Here is a 20,859-nt window from a genome sequence, read left to right as displayed (position 1 = left end):
ACGGAGATACAACCATGCCTTGCGGAAAGAAAAGAAAGCGCAGGAAGATTGCGACCCACAAGCGTAAAAAGCGCCGTCGTCGTGACCGTCACAAAAAGAAACTTCGCTAATATCCGTTAGCATCTTCTTGTGATTTCCAAAAGACGGAGTGAAAAACTCCGTTTTTTAGTTTTTTTGTTTTTAGGGCTTGCCCAAAGGAATCAAAATGATTGATCGCAACAAGCACTTCCTTCGCCTGATGGACTGGAGTGAAGAAAAAATCCTCGAAACCGTCGAAATCGCCTCCCGCCTGAAGGCCGAAGTTCACGCCGGCAAGGTGTCCGACCGTCTGCACGGCCAGAACATCGCCATGTTCTTCGAGAAACCCTCGCTGCGCACCATCACCACGTTCCAGGTGGGCATGAACCAGCTCGGCGGCCACGCCGTGCTCCTCGCCCCGGATTCAATCGGGCTCGGCAAGCGCGAAAGCGTGAAGGACGTCGCCCGCTGCCTCAGCCGCTGGGTGAATGCCATCGTAGTCCGTTGCTTCAAGCAGCAGCTCGTGGAAGAACTCGCCGAATTCGGTAGCGTCCCTGTGGTGAACGCCCTCACCGACGACTGCCACCCCTGCCAGGCCATCGCGTTTGCGCAGATGATTTGCGAGAACCTCGGCGGTTTCAAGAATGCCAATGGCAAGCCGAAAACAGTCGCCTTCATCGGTGACGGCAACAACGTGGCAAACTCCTTCCTTGCGCTCGCCTCCAAGGTGGGCATGAACTTCACGCTCGCCTGCCCCAAGGGTTTCGAGCAGCCGAAGAACGTGGTGGAAGAAGCCGCCGCCGGCCTCAAGAAGCACGGTTGCCAGTACCGCGTGTTCAACGACCCGAAGGAAGCCGTCAAGGACGCCGACATCCTCTATAGCGACGTCTGGGTGAGCATGGGCCAGGAAGGCGAAAAGGCCGAAAAGCAGAGCCACTTCCTCCCGTTCCAGATCAACGACGAACTCTTGAAGCTCGCTCCGGCACACTGCAAGGTGAGCCACTGCCTGCCTGCACACCGCGGCGAAGAAATCACGGACTCCGTGATGGACAACCTCGACGTGAACATGAGCTTCGAAGAAGCGGAGAATAGGCTGCACGCGCATAAGGCAGTTTTGTGGCAGGTCATGCCGCCTTTTGCTTAATTTTGCCTTATAGGCATCGTTATACGGCGTCGCGAGCCTCCTCACGTACGAATTTACGCTACGGAGTCTCGCTCCTAGTCTAACTCGCCTCTAAGACAAAAAAATTGATTTGTTTCTTATGCAAAATGACTTAATGATTTAAACCAATCTTTATGTCATGCCCGCCTTATGCGGGCATCTCCTTTTTTAAGGAATCGAAAAATGTCCTTCATTCAAGATCTAAAGAACAAGATTATTAACGACGGTTACGAAATCAACCGCGAGGAAGCCATTAAACTGCTCGACGCCGACCTCGGCGAACTCACGCAGTCCGCAAACGAAATTCGCGAAAAATTCCACGGAAACGATTTCGACTTCTGCTCCATCGTGAACGCCCGTAGCGGACGCTGCTCCGAAAACTGCAAGTATTGCGCACAAAGTAGTTACTACCACACGGGCGCCCCTGAATACAAACTACTCAGCGCCGACGAAATCGTGGAAGACGCCAAGAAGAAAGAGGCCGCCGGCATCCCCCGCTATTCCATCGTCACCTCGGGGCGAACCCTTTCGAATCGGGACGTGGAGCTGATTTCCGAAGCCATCCGCAGGCTCAAAAAGGAGACGAAACTTTCCGTCTGCCTTTCGGCAGGGCTCTTGAACAGGGAACAGTTCGACAAGCTGAAAGAGGCCGGCCTTACCCGATTCCACAACAACCTGGAAACTTACCGCAGGCACTTCCCCGACGTTTGCACCACGCACACCTACGACGACAAGATTGGCGCACTCCAGAACGCCCTTGCCGCAGGTCTTGAAATCTGCAGCGGCGGCATCATGGGCCTCGGCGAAACCATGGAAGACCGTATCGACATGTGCCTCGATCTCCGCAAGCTCGGCGTCAAGTCCACGCCGGTGAATGTGTTGAATGCCATCCCGGGCACGCCTTACGAGAACTTGCCCAAACTCACGAACGACGAGTTCTGCCGCATCGTGGCGATTTACAGATTCATCAACCCGAAGGCTTTCATCCGCCTCGCGGGCGGGCGCGGCGTCCTGGGCGACGACGGCAAGCGGGCATTCAAGAGCGGCGCGAACGCGGCCATCACCGACGACATGCTCACTACCGCCGGCGTCAACAGCTGCAAGGATTTCGAACTCGTGAAGGGCCTCGGATTCAAACCGCACGGATTCATCGGATAGGAAAGCACAGCCCCCTAAAGGGAGCGCATTTTAATTACATTTCGTAGCGATGGTTTCGCTTTCGAAAATCGCAAGTTTGGCGTTAGTCCCGATATGTGCGGGCCTGATTGGCTGCACTTTCCCGACGCGCACGGGCTACGACAGGAACATCGGCGACTACAAGCCCATTGCGCAAGCATCGGCAGAACAGGAGAACTCTTCAAAAAAAACGCCCACCCAAACCGGCAACCACAAGACATCCGCAGGAGACGTCAAGCAGGCCGCCGCAAAGAAGTCTATCCCGGAACCGCCCGCCCCGAAAACAACCTTCGAAGAATACGCCAGCAAGTGGCTCGGCACGCCCTATGTCTACGGTGCAAATTCCACCAAAGGGACCGACTGCTCCGGCTATGTCATGCAAGTCTATAAGGGCTTTTTCAACATCGCCCTCCCCCACAACGCCCACATGATGTACAAGGACGAACGCGGAAAATCCGTCAGCCGAGGGAGCCTGCGCGAAGCCGACCTCATCTTTTTCGGAAGTTTCTGGAAAATCAGCCACGTGGGAATCTACCTCGGCGGCGACAGGTTCATCCACGCCAGTTCCAGCCGCGGAGTCATCATCTCGAACCTGAACGAGAAATACTACAAGAACAAGTACCAGGGCGCACGAAGGTTCAAGTAGCTTTCTATCTTTCGCACTATGAAGAAAATCGCATTTCAGGGCCGTCGCGGGGCCTACAGCGAAAGCGCCGCATATCACTTGTTCGGAAACGATATCGAAGTTGTCCCGATGGACACGTTCGAGCAGATTTTCCAGGGCATCGAGACCGGCGCCGTGGATGGTGGGGCAATCCCCATCGAGAACTCCACCGCGGGCTCCATCTACGACAACTACGACCTGCTATACAAGTGGCGCCACCCCATCGTGGGCGAAGTCAAGCTCCAGATTTCGCACAGCCTGTGCGCGCTCCCCGGGGCAAAGCTTGCAGACCTGAAGGAGGTGCTGAGCCACCCGCAGGGGCTTGCGCAGTGCAGCCGTTTCTTCGGGCGCAACCCGAAAATCAAGAGCACCGCGTTCTACGATACCGCAGGCAGCGCCGAAGAGGTTGCGAAGCGCGGCGATAAAACCGTAGGCGCCATTGCGAGCGCCTACGCCGGCAAGTTCTACGGCCTCGACATCCTTGCCGAGGGCATCGAGAACTTGCCGGGGGTGAACTTCACCCGGTTTTACGCCATCCAGAAGACGGCAAACCCGCTCCCGGAAGAAGGCACAATCAAGACAACGTTGTTGTTCATGCTGAGCGATTCCGGCAAGTCAGGAGCACTGCATGCCGCACTCGGGTGTTTCGCGAAACGCGACCTGAACCTCACCCGCATCGAGAGCCGCCCGCATCCTGACCGTCCGTGGGAATACATATTCCACCTCTCCTTCGAAGGAAGCCCGAAGGACCCTGCCGTCATCGAGGCGCTCGAGGAACTGCAGAGCTACTGCGACTTCGTATACCGTCTCGGGAGTTTCCGCGAAGGCACGACGGAGAAGTTGTCGTATTAGACGAAAGAACGGCTCTGCGAGCCTATAGACGAAAGACGAAAGGAAGATGAAGCCGCCAAACTTTAACCACAAAGTGGATAACGCCGTAACCGAGCCCATAGTTCGACAGGTTCACCAACCACTAGCCACCGTTTACTAACCACTATTTTATCACTATGACTTACACACGTACTGACCGAAAATTCGACGAATACCGCAATCTCAAGATGACCACCGGCTTTATTTCGAGCGCCGACGGTTCTGTGCTCATCGAGATGGGACGCACCCGCGTCATCTGCAACGCGACCCTCCTGCCGAAAGTTCCCGACTGGCTCGCCGGTCGCGGTACCGGATGGATTACTGCCGAATACAGCCTGCTCCCGCAGAGCACGGGCAAGCGCGTAGAACGCGAACGCAAGGGCGCGAGCGGCCGCACGCAAGAAATCCAGCGCCTGGTGGGCCGTTCGCTGCGGGGTGCAGCCGACTTGGCAGCACTCGGCGAGAACGCCATCGTGGTCGACTGCGACGTGATCGAAGCCGACGGTGGCACGCGTACCGCGAGCATCATTGGCGGCTTCGTGGCCCTTGCCATTGCCCTCAAGAAAATCAAGGAACGCCTCGGCATCACGCAGCAAATCCTGAAGCACGGAATCACAGCAATCTCCGTGGGGGTTGTCTCGGGCAAGCCGCTCTGCGACCTCTGCTATGTGGAAGATTCCGCCGCCGACGTCGACATGAACGTCGTAATGCAGGACGCAAAGAATTTCATCGAGGTGCAGGGCACGGGCGAACACGCGAGTTTCGACCGCAACATGCTCAACACGCTCCTCGACCTCGGCGAAAACGCCTGCAAGGATATCTTCAAGAAGCAGATGGAACTTATTGGCGGAGAACTTCCCTAGTTCCGTCGTCAACCGATATATTCACTCCGTCAATATCCGTACTGACGTTTGACCCACCGGGACGGATTTGATATATCTCGAACGCGCCCTCGTAGACGCCACTATCCAGCTGGACCTCAAACCTGAGTTCCGTCATGTAATCGAAGAACGCCTCTTCAATCGTAATCGAAGGTCCGAATCCCTGCTGTTCGAATTCGGTCCAGCTCAGGCAGCGGAGAACCATATTGCCAACATCCTCCGGCTTGATGAGGGTCGCCTGCGGCAAGTCATACTCCAATTCTCTTTCTTTCACGGGCGACATGCCCATCTTCAGGACAATCGGCGCATCGGAGGTCAGCATATAGCAGGCGCCACCGGTCCAAGTCTTCATCTCGGAGAACACATCCGGGCCTTCCCCGGCAACACGGATTGCCACACCGAACTCAGCGCTGCGTCCCGCATCCGGCGCCCCCAGCATCGACAATCTCCTGTACGAGATTTTCATATTATCATCTTCGCCCCTTTCTATCTGCACATCCAGCTGGCGCTTGTCGACACTATCGCCCCAATACGGCAACCAGTAAGGCAAGTCCATAATGCTGTTCTCTGGCGGTACCTCCGAGCCACTCGAAGCAGGCATTCCCGGACCGGACGAACTCGACGTTCCGGAGGAAGAGGACACGCTGGACGAAGAATCGTTTTCCGCAAGAGCGTTATTTTCATCCGTAGTTCCGGCGACATGCGTCGAGCATGCGACAAGGAGAAGCAGCAGCAAGCCGGGCAGGCACTTCAAACGCTCAAGCATCGTTTTCCTCCGGCACGGGCCAGGAAAGGGGAAACAGTTGCAAATTTAGCCTATAAACCTGCTTCACTTTTTTCGAGGAATTCGCTATCGTCACGATACGGCGGCGAAACGCATCCATCTCGCGTATAATTTGTTCGTAAGTTTCCCGATCGACGCCCATGGTAACACCCTGGAAGTTGCGATCCGATATCGCAAAGTCGTCTACGGCCGCCACGGCGAATTTCGCCATATCGCGGTGCATGGAACGGATCGCCACGGGCATGACCTCGGAATCTCCCCTCAGCGCCTTGTCTGTCTGGGTGTAGCAGCCGTTCCTGTCCTTCTTCAGGAGGCTCACCTTGGTCATGAAGTCCAGGGACTCGCGAACTTCGCCCGCCGAGATTTCCTGGCAGCAGCGTTTCGCGATGTCCCCGGGCTTCGCCCCCGGCATCACCGGGGCCAATTCGCGGACTACGGGATTCTTCCATGACTCAAAATAAGCGAAAGCGTCGCCATCGACTACTTTCACCTTGTTCTCCTTTGCTATGCCCAGCATCTCGTCGTACGCCTTTTTGCGGTCGTAGTCCGTCTTTGCATGCGCATACCTAACCATCGCACGGAAGTAATCTACTTCGTATCCGATCAGCCCCATGGCCCGGGCGGTCCGATCCACGCCATCGTTCTTGAGCCTTGTCTTGCCTTCGCAGACAAGCTTCAGATACGTCGGCGATACGAAACCGGATAACCGAGCGAATTCCCGCCACGTGAATGCGGAATTCCTTTTCTCCTCCTCATAGAATTCCTGCATGTAACGACGGTAATCCTGATACTCGGTTATCGGTTTCATACGTGCATTAATATAGCTCTTTTTTGTTCGTTTGTCAATAGTCTACGATACAAAATTAACGATTTTACAAAGATTTAAGCGCTTTTTTAGTTATTTACAAAAAAACATAAAATCCATGATACAAAAAGCGCGAAAACCAGATAAATTAGGGGAACCCCCTCAAAAAGCCTTAACATGAAAAAACCGGGCTACAGCCCGGAATTGTAAAAAAATCTTTCAATGGACGTCTAAACGTTCCAGTCGCAGAAATTTTTCAGCATGGCAAGGCCCACGTCGCCGCTCTTTTCCTGGTGGAACTGGCTTGCAATCAGGTTGTCCTTGCCGATAAGCCCCTGGAAAGTCTGCGTGCCGTAGGTCGTCTCGGCGAACGCATATTCCGCAGGCACCACCGGATGGTAGGAATGCACGTAATAGAAGTCAGAGCCGCTGCGGATTCCCTTCATGATCGGGTGTTCGCGGGTGAAGTTCACCTGATTCCAACCCATGTGCGGAATCTTGAGACCAGGTTCGTCCTTGAAGCGCACCGCACGCCCGGGAATAAGGCCGAGAGTCTTCACGCCGCCGTCTTCCTCGCTCTCTTCGAGGATAATCTGGCAGCCGATGCAGATGCCGAGAACCGGATTTCCCGCCTTCACAACAGCCTTGATGGCGTCTCCGATGCCCGTGCGGGTAAGCGTTTCCATTGCAGAAGCGGCGGCACCCACACCCGGAAAAATCAGGCGGGTCGCCTTCGCGATTTCATCCGCATCGCGGCTCGACTTCGCATCCGCACCGATATGTGCAAGCGCGTTCATCACGGATGTCAAGTTACCGGCGTTGTAGTCGACCACGATAATAGGATTTGCAGACATAGAGACCTCTCTTTGCATGCGCAAAGATAAAAAATTTAGGGAGCAGGGAAAGCGCTACGCATTCAAAAAGTCGAGTGCCTCGCCCGCAAGCTCCACGCAGCGGTTGCATGGGATGACCTTGTTCGGGCGGATTTCACCGCACTTGGTAAAACCCTGGGCGCCTCGCTTGAAAAAATCCTCGATGGCATCGGCATGATCGGGCTGCATCATCTTTGCCGCATAGAGCGCCCCGCAGGCGCCGTTCGGGGCCTTCCCGCCACCGAACGCACGGAACATCTCTGCCGCCTCAACAGCTTCTGCTTCGGACTTGCCTGTCGCACGCGCATAGCCGTAGGCCACCGACATTGCGCAGTTACCGCGGTGTTCCGCATGGAAGTTTTTCGAGATTGCCGCAACTGTATTCATCTTTTCTGCCATATTCGCTCCTTTAGGAGAAATATACAAATTTTGATATTGCGCACACCCTATCCGCACTTTCCTTGAAATATTTCACTTTATTGTTATTATTTGCCGCAAAAGAGGTGTATAATGAATGGTTTTAAATTCTTTCGCAGTTCGGCTGTTGTGGCAACGTTTTTCAGCCTGACCCTTATCGCATGTTCCAACGACTCGTCGTCCGAGGCTTCGATTCCCGAACCTTCGCAGATCGAGGAATGCGTAGCACCCGCCTTCCTCAAGAAAGGCGACAAGATAGCCCTGCTCTCCCCCTCCTACCACACGCCCGATTCTAACGTCGAGAACACGGCGAAAGTCCTGGAAGACTGGGGATTCAAGCCCGTCATCGGCAAGCACGTGGGTGCCATCTACGCAGGCAAGTACGCAGGGAACGCCGACGAACGCGCCGAAGACTTTATCGACGCGCTCAAGGATACAAGCATCAAGGCCATCCTCACCAACCGCGGCGGCTACGGCGCCATCCACCTCATCGACCGCGTCGACCTGAAAACCGTCAGGGACAACCCCAAGTGGCTCATCGGCTTTAGCGACATTTCCACGCTCCACGCCATGGAAACCAAGGCGGGCGTCATGAGCATCCATGGCACCATGAGTTCCTTCATCGGCAAGACCGGCGGCGAAGACGACAACAGCATCTACATGCGCGACCTGCTCCTGGGCAAGGTCCCCAAATACAAGGTCCCCGCCAACAAGCTAAACATCAATGGTAAGGCGAAGGGCGTCCTCGTCGGCGGCAACATGGCGACTTTCGTCCCTCTCGCAGGAAGCCCCGTCGACGTCTACTCCGAAGACGGAATCATCCTGTTCCTCGAAGAACTGGAAGAAACCATGCGCAATCTTGACCGCATGTTCAGTTCGCTCGAGCTCCGCGGAGTCATGGAAAATGTCAAGGGCGTCGTCCTGGGCGAATTCGAGGAATGCGGAACCGACCTTGATTTCGACAGTCCCGAAGCTATGCTCATCGAGCGCCTGAAAAAATACAACATTCCCGTCATGGCCGGATTCCCCGCAGGCCACGGCGACATCAACCTTCCGATAGTCATGGGAGCAACCGTCACGCTCGATGTCAAGGACAAGGAAGCTACGCTCGCATTCAACATCAACGGCGGCGACGAAGTGGATGTCGACACGGACAAGCTGACAACGGAAAAGCCCATGCCCAAGGCTCTCCGCAAGATGCTCTCCGGAAAATCGTTTGACCTAGAATAAATTAAATCGAAATGGCTTAGGCGAAGGCATTATTTCTTCTTGTTCTTTTGAGAAATAATTTCCATCGCCTCGTCATAGAACGGAATATAGTACGGGAGTTCATCGACCAGTTCGAGTTCTCCCTTTTTGTTATAGCCCAAAAGGTAGCGGTCGTTCACGACGAACAGCGGTTCCACCATCTTGAACGGCGAGAATTTCGACAGGTACACCATTTCCTCCGTACTGATAGAACGGATTTTCGGCGTTTCTGACGGCGTTTCCGGAGTTTGTTCGGAATTGAGAATTCTCTGCTTCACGACATTCCACGCCTTCTCCGCAGACTGCTCGTTCTGGGGAATGGCATAGTGGAACTTGAATTTCTTTTTCTTGGTCACCTGGACCTCGAACTTTCCCTTCTGCCTCTTGAACTTGCTCTTGAACGCTTCGTCGTCCTTGATGCTTTCCCAGGATCCCGGCATCAGGAACAGGTACTTTGCCAGCACGACACCTTCGTCGGATTCGAGAGCCTTCTTGAGATCGCCATGGACGGCGACGACAAGCGAATCGCTAGCGACGACATATTCGACATCGTCCGGAAGTTTCTGGTACTTGAGATTTTCAGGCCTGTTGTTATCGGCCTTTCCCGTGTATGCACCACCGGGAATGGCCTTATGGGAAGCCAAGGCTCTCGGACTCGAGGCACAGCCGAAAAGCAAGCTTACGGCCAGCAAGGATATAGCGATTCGAGCAATTTTCATAGCAGACTCCTTTTATGGGACCTGCTCTAGATATAGAAATATCGAAACGGGCGTCAACCGCTAGATTTCTAAAAAGGCCTTCAAGTCGTCCATGCGGCGCTTGGCTATCTCGATTCCATGCTCGTAGGACTCGTTCATCTTGTCCATGTCGGTATCGAACTGGTCGCACAGCTCGATAAGGGGGCGGACCAGGAACAGCCTCCCCTCCTTCTCGAGTTTTTCCATCTGCACGAACATCTTCTCGTAGCGTTTGAGGCGAACCATCAGCGCGCGGAAAAGTTCGGGGTACTTGCGCTTGTACATCGGGTTGAGGATGGCGCGGTACTTGCGGAAATCCGTCACGTCCTCGCCCGGGTAATGCGTCGAAACAGCCACCACCTTGTCGCAGCCCTTTTCAAAAGCGCGTTCAAACGGGATGGGAACCGTAATGCAGCCATCGGCATAATGCTTGCCGTCAATTTCGGCCATCGGGAAAATCATCGGGAGGGCGCAACTCGCGCTAATCAGGTCCAGCAGGCGCTTCTTGTCATGCTTTTCGGACTTGAATTCGGCGCGGCCGGTTTCACAGCAAGTGAGACCAATTTCAAATTCAGTCTTGGAATTCCGGTATGCCTCAAAATCGAGAGGCATCTTGCCGTCAGCCGAGAGGTAGTTGAGCGCATGGAATTCCTTCTGGATTCCGATAAACTTGCTTGCCCACTTCTTGCCCTCTTGCAAGCGGGTCGGGAGCACGATAAACTTTAGCCTCCCCTGCTGCTTCGTAATGAAGTTGACCGCCGCGTGTGCCCCGGCCGACACACCGGACACGTAATTGAAATCAATACCCTCGTCGAACCACGTATCCAGCACTCCAGCGCTGAACATCGTCTGGCGGGAGCCTCCTTCTAACACCAACCCCGTCTTCACGCATTCCCCCTATTGTCATCCCCGGCCTGACCGGGCGGACAGCACTTAGAGCTTTGCTCTTTAGTGCGCATGGCCACCAAGGTGGGGATCTGTTCGGACGGTGTTTCCGCCGCCACCGGCAAAACCGGAGGTTCTGCAACACCAAGAGCCTTCTGCTTGAGCGTCCAGACCTTCTGGCGGAAATACTCGCTGCGTTCAGCCAAATGCTTCGAAGAAGGGATGCCTTTCACACGCTCGATTTTCTCGGGTTCACCCACGACCACACGGGTGCGGCGCCCAATCTTGTAGACGCCTTCAAGGCCCACAGAAAGCACGGGAGCGCCCGTACTACGCGCAAGGAAAGCGAACCCCGTCTTGAACTCATTCAAGAGTCCATCATAGCGGCACTTGCCTTCGGGGAAAATAATGACGTTGTTCCCCTTTTCCAGTTCACGCTTCGCTAGCAAGGCCCATTCGGTATCCAGGTTAAAACGGTCGCAGGGAATCACGCACTTCACGCGCGTCAAAGCCCAGCTGAAATGTGGATCTTCCACCTGGTCTTTCGCCACAACAATGCTCTTCTTGTGGAAAAAGATGGCCAGCATCATGAGGGGGTCAATCATGCTGGTATGGTTCGCAATAATAACCGAAGGGGTCTTGAGCCGCGGAGACTTCACCGTCTCTCCCACGTACTCGATTTTCGGGCGATACGCCACAAGCAGGTAAACGCGCACGGTGTATATCACGACCACCATGACAAACTTCATGAAAAGTTCGAACAAAGGATTCTTCTTTTTCATTACTTTCCGAGGCTTTCTTTCGGAATGCTCGTGAACGTCAGCGCACCCTTCGCGTGCACGTTGCCGTTCACCTTCACGATACAGTCAAAGCCAACGATGACTCCACCACCCTTCGTCTTGTTCACGGTAATTTCGAGCTGGTCGCCCGGAATCACGGGCTTCACGAACTTGAACCCGTCAATCTTCAAAAGCACGTAGAGGTTCTTTTCCAAATCCTCGGCGGGCTTCTCGATAACGAGGGAGCAGAGCTGTGCGCAGGCTTCGCAAATGAGGACGCCCGGCATAATCGGGGTGCCCGGGAAATGCCCCATGAAATACGGTTCGTTCACGCTCACGTTCTTGATGCCGGTAGCGGATTCGTTTGGCACGAGTTCCGTGACCTTTTCGATCATCTGGAACGGCGGACGCTGTGCAATCTTTTCGCTGATTTCGAAAATGTTCATCATAGCGAAAGGCCTCCATCGAGCACGAACACCTGGCCCGTCACGTAGGCGAACTGGTCAGACGCGAGCGCAGACACGATGTTCGCGACCTCGTCCGCGGTACCGAAGCGCTTGAGAGGAATCTTTTCCACATAGCCCTTGCGGGTCTCTTCGGGGATAGCCTCAATCATCTCGGTCGCGATAAAGCCCGGAGCAACGGCGTTCACGCGGATGCCAAAGCCGCCGAGTTCCTTCGCGAGCGTCTGGGTGAGCGAGTTCACGGCTCCCTTCGTGGCGCTATAGACGGCCTGGCCGGCAAGCGCAAACTTGGAGGATACGGAACTCATGTTGATAATCACGCCGGACTTTTGCTTGTACATCTTGACGGCGACCTGCTGGGCGCAGTAGAAGTAGCCCTTCACGTTCAAGTCGAAGCACTTGTCGAGCGTTTCGGGGTTCATCATCAGGAGGTACTCGTCGCGCACGATGCCCGCATTGTTCACGAGCACGTCGATGCGGCCATAGGCCTTGAACACCTCGCGGACCATGACCTTCACCTGGGAGAGGTCGGCCACGTTCGCCTTGTAAATCATGCCGTCACCGCCCTCAGCCTTGATCTGGTCGAGCGTCTGCTGCGCGGCCTCGTCGGAACTGGAGTAGTTCACCACGACCGTGTAGCCGTCGCGGGCAAGACGCAAGGCACAAGCCTTGCCGATTCCCTTCGATGCACCTGTAACGAGAGCAACTTTCATTTTTGAGCCTCCCTATTTAAGGATTTTTTCCAAACACGACTGCGCTGTAAGAGCCACCCGCCGCAAAAGAGATGATTAGAATTTTCTTGAGACCGGCTGCATCGGCTGCCTTGCTTGTCACGGAACCGTCGCCCGCAATAAAATAGGCGTTATCGCTTGCAAGTTCGCCATTCAAAAGCATGGCGGCTTCTGCAGCGGCGAGCGCGGCAGACCCCGCACGGCCTTCACCGACACGCTCCTTGACCTCGAACAGCGGCATCGTAGCGAGCTTGTCGCCGAACACGCGCTTGAGGGCGCCCTTCTCGATATCGTCAATACGCTTGCAGCCGTTCGCGAATCCGCAAACCGCATCGATATCGGCGGCAGAGAGACCCGCATCGGCGAGGGCGTCATTGATGGCCTTGTCGAGCGCCTCGTCGGAACCAGCAAGCTTGCCGAACTTCACGTTCTTGCGGCCATGGCCGAACCCGAGCGCGTAGCAATAGACCTTCGCACCGCGGGCCTTCGCGTAATCCTCTTCCTCGAGCATTATCGACACGGAGCCGTCGCCCACCACGAAGCCTTCGTTTTCGGCAAAGGGAGCGACCACATCACCTGCGGCAACACCGAGCTTCTGGGCGAACTCGGTAATAATCGGCAAGTTTTCGTCGGTACCGGTTGCCATCATCGCCTTTTCCTGGCCGTCGTGGATGACGTTCATGGAGTAGCCGATGCTGTCGAGACCGGAAAGCGGGCCCGTCGTAATCGTGACGCCGTAACCCTTGATGCCGGAGCAAATCGAGAGGTAACCACCGGCGGCGTTGTAAACCGTGTGTGGGAACTTGAACGCGGAACCGCCCGCGTTGCCCGCCTCGGCAATCAGTTCCTCGAAATCGTAGGTGGCACCGAGACCGCCCTCGCTGGTTCCCACGATAATGCCGATATCCTTCGCGTTATCGTCGGTCACCTGGAATGCGGAATCCTGCAGGGCGCGCATGCCCGAAACCGTCTGGAGCTGGCCCAGGTTGTCGAGCTTGCGGTAGAAGGCCATCTTGATGCCAAGTTCCTTGTAATCCTCGAGCGCGATGGTCGAATGCACCGAAGCGCTCTCGGGCTTCTTGCCCGCCTTTACGGCATCCAGGTAGGCGGCCTTGCTGTTGCCGAGCGGAGACACGATTCCAAGACCGGTCACCGCAATTTTCTTCGCCTTGGCGGACTGGGCGGAAACTTCGCCCGGCACCTTCGAGAACACGATGGCCGCGTTCGTGCCGCCGAATGCCACGTTGTTGCTCAACACGCACTTGAGTTCCTTGTGGCGGGCCTTGTTCTGCACAAAGTCGAGAGCGCCCACCTTCTCCTTGAGGGCGGCGGACTGTTCCTCGGTATAGGGGAACGTCGGGAGCACCGTATCGGTCGTAAGCGCCTTGATGCTGAAAACCGCCTCGATGGCACCCGCGGCGCCCAGGCAGTGGCCCGTCATCACCTTCGTGGAACTCACGCTCACGTTCGCATTGTCTTCGCCAAAGAAATTCTTGAAAGCCGTAATTTCAGCATTGTCGTTCTTGCCCGTGCCGGTACCGTGAGCGTTCACGTAACCGATATCGGACTTGTCGATGCCGGAGTTCTTGACGGCGCGGTTGATGGCCTCCATCAAGCACACGCCATCTTCGCGCGGGGCAGTAATGTGGTTCGCGTCGCTCGTGACGCCGGAGCCGAGCACTTCGCAATAAGTCTTCGCGCTGCGCTTCTGGGCATGTTCGTAGGATTCCACGATGACGATACCCGCACCTTCACCGAGCGTAATGCCATTGCAGCGGTTAAACGGGGAGCAACCGTTCTCGTCGAGCGCATGGAGCGAAAGGAAACCGGAATACGGCACGGAAGCGAAGGAATCCGCACCGCCCGCAATCACCACGTCGGCCTTGCCCGCGCGGATGAGGTCACATGCCACCGCGATAGAAATCGTACCCGCCGCACACGCATTCGCCACGTTCGTCACGATGCCGCCCGCGCCACAGGTTTCTGCCACCTGGCTTGCAATGGATGCAATCGGCATTTTCGCAATTTCTGCGGCATCGCGCCCGTGCTGGTGATACTGTTCAATCGAGAGCACGCCACCCACGCAGCTGCCGATGACCACGCTCACGCGCTGGTCGTCGCCAAAATTAGAAAGCCCCGCATCGGCTAAGGCCTCGTTCGCGGCCTTGATGCAGAGCTTCGAGACGCGGTCCTTCTCTTCGGGGGCGTCAATCTGGTCGAGCGTGTCGCACTTGACTTCGGCAGCCAAGTCCGCATAGCAGTTCTTTGTATCTAGGGAAGTCGTCTTGTGGATACCCGAAACGGATTCCAAAGCGCTCTTCCAGGTTTCTTCGACATTGTTACCGACGGCGCAAATCACACCCAGGCCAGTAACAACACAGCGGCGTTCGTCAGGAGTCATATTTTACCCATGGATCCTGTCGGGCCTTTGTCCGGCTAGCTCAGTAACCGCGGCCATCCAGGATGACCATTCTAAAATTAAGCTTTGTGAGATTCGATGTAGGCAGCGATAGTATCGATGCTCTGGAAGTTTTCCTTGGCAACGCCGGTCATGGACACGCCAAAGGTAGAATCCACGAAGGAGATGATTTCGAGGGAATCGACGGAATCGAGACCGATTTCTTCGCCAAAGAGCGGAGTGTCGAACTGGAGCACGTCACCATCGACGCCGAGATCCGACATAAAGAACGACTTGAGCTTGTTTTTCATTTCTTCGTTAGCCATTGTTTCCTCTTTTGTTTATTTTTGCGACAAAGATAGAAATCTTTTTGTAAGTATTTATCGCAAAAACCTTAAAAAAACGACATGTAGGCCCAAAATGGCGATAAAAAGCAAGAAATCGCCCCTACTGTTCAGGGAAAAGCCGCTCGATTTGCTCCGGCATTCCCCTCGTCGGGCGCCCATCCTTCAAAAAAACAATGCAATGAAGAGCCCGCCGTGCAAGGGACTCCTTTCACAGACAACTTATAATTGAACCTAAACTCGCCCCAACCGAACGGAAATTTTGAAATTGCTATTTTTGGGATATGGCACGCGCACGCAAGACAATCACACCTGACCCGTATGCGAAACCGATAGCGAAACCGCTACCGCCCGAGCAGAGCCTACCGGGGCACCTCAAACAGTTCCAGTCGCCGACGCGCGCGAACTTCGAACTCGTGAGCCCTTACGGAGCGGCGGGCGACCAGCCGAAGGCCATAGAGGAACTCACCGAAGGTTTCAAGCACGGGGAGCAGTTCCAGACGCTGCTTGGCGTCACAGGTTCCGGCAAGACTTTCACGATGGCGAACGTCATCAAGAACGTAGGCAAGCCGACGCTGATTTTGACGCACAACAAGACGCTCGCGGCGCAGCTCTACCAGGAATTCAAGGCGTTTTTCCCGCACAATGCGGTGGAATACTTCGTAAGCTATTACGACTATTTCCAGCCCGAAGCGTATATTCCGCACACAGACACCTTCATCGAGAAGGACGCGAGCATCAACGACGAGATTGACAAGCTCCGCCTGCGCGCGACCGCGAACTTGCTCACCCGCAGGGATGTGATTATCGTTGCCTCCGTAAGCTGCATCTACGGTTTGGGTAGCCCGAGCGAATATTTCGACTTGATGGTGCGCATCAAAAAGGGTGACGTTTACGACCGCGACAAGATTCTGCATGACCTGGTGCGAATTCAATACACGAGAAACGATTTCAGCCTGGAACGCGGCAGCTTCCGCGTGCACGGCGACGTGATTGAAATCCACCCGAGCTACGACGAGGAAGGCCTGCGAATCGAACTTTTCGGCGACGAGGTGGACAGGCTCGTTCGCTTCAACATCATTACCGGCGAAGTCACTCAGGAAATGGACGAGATGACCATCGCTCCGGCAAAGCACTTCGTGACCAAGGAAGAAGGCCGCGCAGGAATTTTGCAGCGCATGCAAGTGGAACTGACCGAGCGCCTTGCGGAACTCGACAAGGAAGGCAAGGTGCTGGAATCGGCCCGCCTTTCGAGCCGCACTCGATACGACATGGAAATGATTCGCGAGACCGGCATGTGCAGCGGCATCGAGAACTACTCCCGCATTATCGAGAACCGCGCACCGGGTACGCGCCCGTTTACGCTTATCGATTACTTCGGCGACGACTGGCTCTTGATGGTGGACGAATCCCACGTGAGCATTCCGCAGGTGGGCGGCATGGCTGAGGGCGACAAATCCCGCAAGACGACGCTTGTGCAGTACGGCTTCCGCCTTCCTTGTGCGCTGGACAACCGCCCGATGAACTTTGCCGAATTCGAGTACATGTACCCGAAGCAGGTGCTCTTCGTGAGTGCCACCCCCGGCGATTACGAACTCACCAAGACGGGCGGCGTCGTTACCGAACAAATTAACAGACCGACCGGACTTCTGGACCCGAAAATCGAGATGTTCCCCATCAAGGGCCAGATGGACGTACTGCTCTACCGCATCGAAGAAGTCGTCAAGAACGGCGACCGCGTGCTGGTCACGACGCTCACCAAGAAGATGGCGCAGGACCTTACCGACTTCTTTGTGGAAGCGGGCATCCGCGCGCGTTACCTGCACAGCGACATCAAGACGCTGGAACGCCACGAGCTCATCCGGGGCTTGCGCACCGGAGAATTCGACGTACTGGTGGGCATCAACCTGCTGCGCGAAGGCCTCGACCTGCCCGAAGTGAGCATGGTCGCGATTCTCGATGCCGACAAGGAAGGATTCCTGCGTAACTACCGCAGCTTAATCCAGACGATGGGTCGCGCGAGCCGTAACGTGAACGGTACCGTCTTGCTTTTTGCAGACAACATGACCGACAGCCTGGACAAGGCAATTACCGAAACCGCCCGCCGTCGTAGCGTGCAGGAAGAATTCAACAAGGAACACGGCATCACGCCGAAGTCCGTGACCCGCAAGCTGGAAGACGACCTGAGAATCGCGGATCCCCTTGGGATTGACGGCGACAATTCTATCGACGACGACCAGTTCCCTGAGCCTGCCGAAGGGAACGAACCCGGAATCCGTCCGATGGAACCGCTGCAGCCCAGTTCTAGACGAAAGAAAGGTTCTAATTACTCCAAGCGCGCGGAGAACGCCAAACTGAGTGCGGCCGTCGGCGCCACCGCAACACGTCATCCTCGCGCAGGCGAGGATCTATCGGCAAAACTTGCCGACCTCGAGCGCCAGATGAAGGAAGCCGCCGCGCGACTCGACTTCGAAGAAGCCGCGCGACTCCGCGACATCATCCGCGGCATGCAATAAACCCTCATGTCATCCCCGGCTTGACCGGGGATCTCCCATAAAAAAATCCCGCGAATTTCTCCGCGGGATTTTTCACATTCGTCATGTTCGCGACAATTACACGTCGACCACTTCAGTCCAGCCGAACGGGTCTTCCGCTTCACCGAACTGGATAGCAGTGTACTTCGTGAAGAGTTCCGTGCAGACCGGGCCCGGATTCTTGCCGTCACCGTAGGTGAATTCCTTGCCGGCAACCGGATCCACAATCTTCTTGATCGGGGTAATCACGGCGGCGGTACCGCATTCGGCGGTTTCAGAGAATTCAGCGAGTTCTTCAAACGGGACCTGACGGCGTTCCACGGTGTAGCCGAGGTATTCAGCAAGCTGCTGCAGGCTCTTGTTCGTAATGGACGGCAGAATGGATTCGGACTTCGGGGTCACGTAGGTCTTGCCCTTGATGCCGAAGAAGTTTGCCGGACCGCATTCGTCGATGTACTTCTTTTCCTTCGCGTCCAGATAAATCGTGCTGGAGTAGCCGAGCTTCTTGGCTTCGGCGAGGGAAAGCAAGCTGGCAGCGTAGTTACCGCCGACCTTCACCGTACCCGTACCCTGCGGAGCGGCGCGGTCGAAGTTGCGGCTGATCATCATATCGACAGGCTTAAAACCATCCTTGAAGTACGGGCCCACCGGAGTCACGAACATCAACAGCAGGTATTCGTCGGAGGGCTTCACGCCGACTTCCGGGCTCGTACCGATGAGGAGCGGGCGGATGTAGAGCGTTGCACCATGACCATACGGCGGAATAAAACGGGCGTTGGCCTTCACCACTGTGTGGACCATCTCGCGGAACAGCTCGACCGGCGGAACAGCCATGAGCACGCGGTTCGCGGTGTTCTGCATGCGCTTGGCATTCTCGTCGACGCGGAAGATACGGACCTTGCCGTCCTTGCCCGTGTAAGCCTTGAGGCCTTCGAAACCTTCCTGACCGTAATGCAAGCAAGTAGCGGCCATGTGGATGCTGATGTCCTTGGAAGAAGAAAGTTCAACCTTGCCCCACTTGCCATCGCGGTAGTAGCAGCGGACATTGTAATCGGTATCGTAATAACCGAAGGGGAGCGTCTTCCAATCGACAGTGTTCAAATCAAGCATAATTTAACCTTTTTTGCAGTTTGTGCATTTTTAAAGGTATCGTTCGGTACCGCACAGAAAAATACAATTATCGCAGGGATTTTGGCTTGATTTATCGTGAAAAAATAATGAAATATTGGCTATAAGCCCCGCAACGCCCCGGCTAGCCGTTGCACTACTTCGTAGTGCAGACTGCTGCGCCTCGGAAATGGTCGCACAAGCAAGCTTGGCGACCGCATCACTCGGCTTGCAAGTCTTTGACGCAACGGACAGAGAGTCCGAGATCCTTGAAGTTGATGAACAGGTGCGCTCTGTCGTCGTAATAGCCCAAGCTCACGCTGTGCGCATCGACGCCATTGTACTGGGAAGAACTCCAGAAATACGCGATGCGGCCCTCACCGTTGTATCCTTCGTAGAAGTCGCCGGCAGACAACGCCGTAAAGGAATAGGCGTCCGAGCCACAGCCATTTACATCATTGCCATATACCTTATAATATTTATTCCAGCCCCAGCCGCTAGTAGACTTGAGCATTTTGCTCGCTGTATATATTCCACCGACAGCGGAGAACAATATTTTCCACTCTGTCGTATCCGGCAAGTGCCAGCCCTCAGGGCAAACGCCTCGCACCGGATAAGTCGGCGAACACATCTCATCTTCTTTATGGACATAACCGCAACCCTTACCGTTTGTAGACCACCTGCCCACGCCATCCATCGCAGCAATCCAGGTGTAAAGGCGACCATACTTGGAACACTTGGCAGGGTCATTGCCATAGCACCAGCTAGAGGAATCGGATCTGACCAACCGAAATTCATAGGGAACGCCTGTGTATGCGTAGTTCAAATTCTCTGCCATCCAAGTCTGCGTACCAATTTTGACCGTCTTGTAAGTCTGACCGTCACGTTCGTCAGTCATAGTCCCCTTAACCACAGTCGACGGGTCTACATATCCCTCAGGGATACCGCTTCTCAACGCCGCACTCGACGACGATTTCGCAGAGCTGCTACTAGGCTCAGCCGTGTCACCGAAAGATGAACTTTGCTCAAAGAATTCGTCCTTGAGGCAGCGAACCGAGTGGCCGTAGTCCTTGTAGTTGTGGGTACAAGACACACCATCGCCGTCGTTGTCCAAGCGTATGAAGTACGCATTGCTTCCACTATGCTGGGAGGAACTCCAGAAGTGCGCATCCTCGCCATCATAGCCGAAATAACCTTTTTTGAAGTGCTTGCAGACGGTAGGAAACGCAGCAAAAGAATAGGCGTCTATACCATTGCCATTTTCTCCCCTATTATCATTCCAGCCGCTAGTGGACTTGAGCATTTCGCCCGCATTTAATCGCCCGCCAACCGCAGTGAATAGCGTTTTCCATTCCGTTGTATCGGGCAAGTGCCAGCCCTCGGGGCATACACCACGCACCGGGTATGTCGGCGTACAGGACGCTATAAAATAACACAAGCCCTCTACGCAGCTTCCACAACCCTTGCCGTTTGCAGACCACGTTCCTGCGCTATCTATTGCAACTGCCCAAGTATAAGTACGACCGTATTTGGCGCAGTATTCTGCGGAATCATTATAGCAGAAACTGTTCGCGCTCTCGTAGTTCAGGTTCTCCGCCATCCAAGTCTGCGTACCGATTTTAACAGTCTTGTAGATCTTGCCATCACGTTCGTCGGTCATTGTCCCCTTTATTACAGTCGTGGGGGCCACATAGGCCACAAAAGCACTGCTGCTGGACCTGGAGTTACTAGATTGCAGTTCCTTCGAATCCAACTCTACTAATAAGTCGACAAGTTGCCTAGTATCGTATATCGTGTCGCCCGCAATGACGCTAGAAGAGTTGCAACAGGATCCTTCGCCGGAGCTCAGGATGACGTTTTTAGACAAAGAAGATTCCCCATCAGGATGAGCCTCAGAGTTACGGTTGCCGCCGCAAGCCACCAGCACCGCCGCCACAACTGCAACCATCAAGAATTTCTTCAAGGCCATAAATAACATTCCTG

General features: G+C 55.0%; 20 protein-coding genes. 7 read left to right on the top strand and 13 right to left on the bottom strand.

Annotated elements, in window-relative coordinates; all coding sequences use genetic code 11:
- The first annotated feature begins 205 nt into the window (after nucleotides 1-205).
- The 5 genes from argF (at nucleotide 206) to rph (ending at nucleotide 4,753) form a co-directional block, all read left to right on the top strand.
- Nucleotides 206-1,162, top strand: coding sequence for an ornithine carbamoyltransferase (argF, locus tag B2952_RS12620; RefSeq protein WP_290733425.1), 957 nt, complete (start codon nucleotides 206-208; stop codon nucleotides 1,160-1,162).
- 201 nt (nucleotides 1,163-1,363) lie between these two features.
- On the top strand, nucleotides 1,364-2,338 hold the full coding sequence (bioB, locus tag B2952_RS12615) for a biotin synthase BioB (RefSeq protein WP_290733423.1): 975 nt from the start codon (nucleotides 1,364-1,366) through the stop codon (nucleotides 2,336-2,338).
- A gap of 49 nt (nucleotides 2,339-2,387) precedes the next feature.
- Nucleotides 2,388-3,002, top strand: a complete 615-nt coding sequence (locus tag B2952_RS12610) for a C40 family peptidase (RefSeq protein WP_173380841.1) — start codon at nucleotides 2,388-2,390, stop codon at nucleotides 3,000-3,002.
- Nucleotides 3,003-3,020: 18 nt separating this feature from the next.
- On the top strand, nucleotides 3,021-3,872 hold the full coding sequence (locus tag B2952_RS12605; RefSeq protein ID WP_173380840.1) for a prephenate dehydratase: 852 nt from the start codon (nucleotides 3,021-3,023) through the stop codon (nucleotides 3,870-3,872).
- Nucleotides 3,873-4,027: 155 nt separating this feature from the next.
- A complete protein-coding gene (gene rph, locus B2952_RS12600; RefSeq protein WP_290733420.1) occupies nucleotides 4,028-4,753 on the top strand; it encodes a ribonuclease PH in 726 nt (241 codons plus the stop codon).
- Here rph and B2952_RS12595 read toward each other — a convergent pair.
- From B2952_RS12595 to B2952_RS12580, 4 genes are all read right to left on the bottom strand, one after another.
- Nucleotides 4,731-5,537, bottom strand: a complete 807-nt coding sequence (locus B2952_RS12595; RefSeq protein WP_290733418.1) for a hypothetical protein — start codon at nucleotides 5,535-5,537, stop codon at nucleotides 4,731-4,733. The two genes, rph and B2952_RS12595, sit on opposite strands and share 23 nt — an antisense overlap.
- Nucleotides 5,530-6,363, bottom strand: coding sequence for a TIGR02147 family protein (locus tag B2952_RS12590; RefSeq protein ID WP_173365772.1), 834 nt, complete (start codon nucleotides 6,361-6,363; stop codon nucleotides 5,530-5,532). The genes B2952_RS12595 and B2952_RS12590 overlap by 8 nt, the downstream gene beginning before the upstream one ends.
- 227 nt (nucleotides 6,364-6,590) lie before the next feature.
- Nucleotides 6,591-7,214 (bottom strand): imidazole glycerol phosphate synthase subunit HisH, encoded by a 624-nt coding sequence (hisH, locus tag B2952_RS12585; protein ID WP_290722567.1) that lies wholly within the window; start codon nucleotides 7,212-7,214, stop codon nucleotides 6,591-6,593.
- 54 nt (nucleotides 7,215-7,268) lie between these two features.
- Complete coding sequence (locus B2952_RS12580) at nucleotides 7,269-7,631, bottom strand: hypothetical protein (protein ID WP_290722566.1); 363 nt, start codon at nucleotides 7,629-7,631, stop codon at nucleotides 7,269-7,271.
- Between the two features lie 111 nt (nucleotides 7,632-7,742).
- Between B2952_RS12580 and B2952_RS12575 the strand changes: the two genes are divergently transcribed.
- Nucleotides 7,743-8,879: an LD-carboxypeptidase gene (locus B2952_RS12575; protein ID WP_290733416.1), complete on the top strand. Its 1,137-nt coding sequence runs from the start codon at nucleotides 7,743-7,745 to the stop codon at nucleotides 8,877-8,879.
- 29 nt (nucleotides 8,880-8,908) lie between these two features.
- On the opposite strand, the gene B2952_RS12570 is transcribed toward B2952_RS12575, so the two are convergent.
- From B2952_RS12570 to B2952_RS12540, 7 genes are all read right to left on the bottom strand, one after another.
- Nucleotides 8,909-9,616, bottom strand: a complete 708-nt coding sequence (locus B2952_RS12570; RefSeq protein WP_173380835.1) for a hypothetical protein — start codon at nucleotides 9,614-9,616, stop codon at nucleotides 8,909-8,911.
- Between the two features lie 60 nt (nucleotides 9,617-9,676).
- Nucleotides 9,677-10,507, bottom strand: coding sequence for a patatin-like phospholipase family protein (locus tag B2952_RS12565; RefSeq protein ID WP_290733935.1), 831 nt, complete (start codon nucleotides 10,505-10,507; stop codon nucleotides 9,677-9,679).
- Nucleotides 10,508-10,518: 11 nt separating this feature from the next.
- Entirely contained in the window at nucleotides 10,519-11,301 is a 783-nt protein-coding gene (locus B2952_RS12560; RefSeq protein WP_173380833.1) for a lysophospholipid acyltransferase family protein, read from the bottom strand.
- Nucleotides 11,301-11,747: a 3-hydroxyacyl-ACP dehydratase FabZ gene (gene fabZ, locus B2952_RS12555; RefSeq protein WP_173365777.1), complete on the bottom strand. Its 447-nt coding sequence runs from the start codon at nucleotides 11,745-11,747 to the stop codon at nucleotides 11,301-11,303. The genes B2952_RS12560 and fabZ overlap by 1 nt, the downstream gene beginning before the upstream one ends.
- Nucleotides 11,744-12,475 (bottom strand): SDR family NAD(P)-dependent oxidoreductase, encoded by a 732-nt coding sequence (locus B2952_RS12550; RefSeq protein WP_173365778.1) that lies wholly within the window; start codon nucleotides 12,473-12,475, stop codon nucleotides 11,744-11,746. The genes fabZ and B2952_RS12550 overlap by 4 nt, the downstream gene beginning before the upstream one ends.
- A 16-nt stretch (nucleotides 12,476-12,491) precedes the next feature.
- Nucleotides 12,492-14,894, bottom strand: coding sequence for a beta-ketoacyl-[acyl-carrier-protein] synthase family protein (locus tag B2952_RS12545; protein ID WP_290731056.1), 2,403 nt, complete (start codon nucleotides 14,892-14,894; stop codon nucleotides 12,492-12,494).
- Between the two features lie 77 nt (nucleotides 14,895-14,971).
- A complete protein-coding gene (locus B2952_RS12540; RefSeq protein ID WP_173365779.1) occupies nucleotides 14,972-15,217 on the bottom strand; it encodes an acyl carrier protein in 246 nt (81 codons plus the stop codon).
- 302 nt (nucleotides 15,218-15,519) lie between these two features.
- Here B2952_RS12540 and uvrB point away from each other — a divergent pair, with 302 nt between their 5' ends.
- On the top strand, nucleotides 15,520-17,751 hold the full coding sequence (uvrB, locus tag B2952_RS12535) for an excinuclease ABC subunit UvrB (RefSeq protein ID WP_290731059.1): 2,232 nt from the start codon (nucleotides 15,520-15,522) through the stop codon (nucleotides 17,749-17,751).
- Nucleotides 17,752-17,847: 96 nt separating this feature from the next.
- On the opposite strand, the gene B2952_RS12530 is transcribed toward uvrB, so the two are convergent.
- Both B2952_RS12530 and B2952_RS12525 read right to left on the bottom strand, forming a co-directional pair.
- Nucleotides 17,848-18,870, bottom strand: a complete 1,023-nt coding sequence (locus tag B2952_RS12530; RefSeq protein ID WP_088638563.1) for a branched-chain amino acid aminotransferase — start codon at nucleotides 18,868-18,870, stop codon at nucleotides 17,848-17,850.
- Nucleotides 18,871-19,096: 226 nt separating this feature from the next.
- Nucleotides 19,097-20,845: a fibrobacter succinogenes major paralogous domain-containing protein gene (locus tag B2952_RS12525; RefSeq protein ID WP_290731062.1), complete on the bottom strand. Its 1,749-nt coding sequence runs from the start codon at nucleotides 20,843-20,845 to the stop codon at nucleotides 19,097-19,099.
- Between the last annotated feature and the right edge of the window lie 14 nt (nucleotides 20,846-20,859).

It is taken from the genome of Fibrobacter sp. UBA7003 (genome assembly GCA_002449765.1).
GTDB lineage: Bacteria > Fibrobacterota > Fibrobacteria > Fibrobacterales > Fibrobacteraceae > Fibrobacter.
The sequence above is the reverse complement of the archived record's forward strand: the minus strand, read 5'-3'. Positions and strand labels throughout refer to the sequence as shown.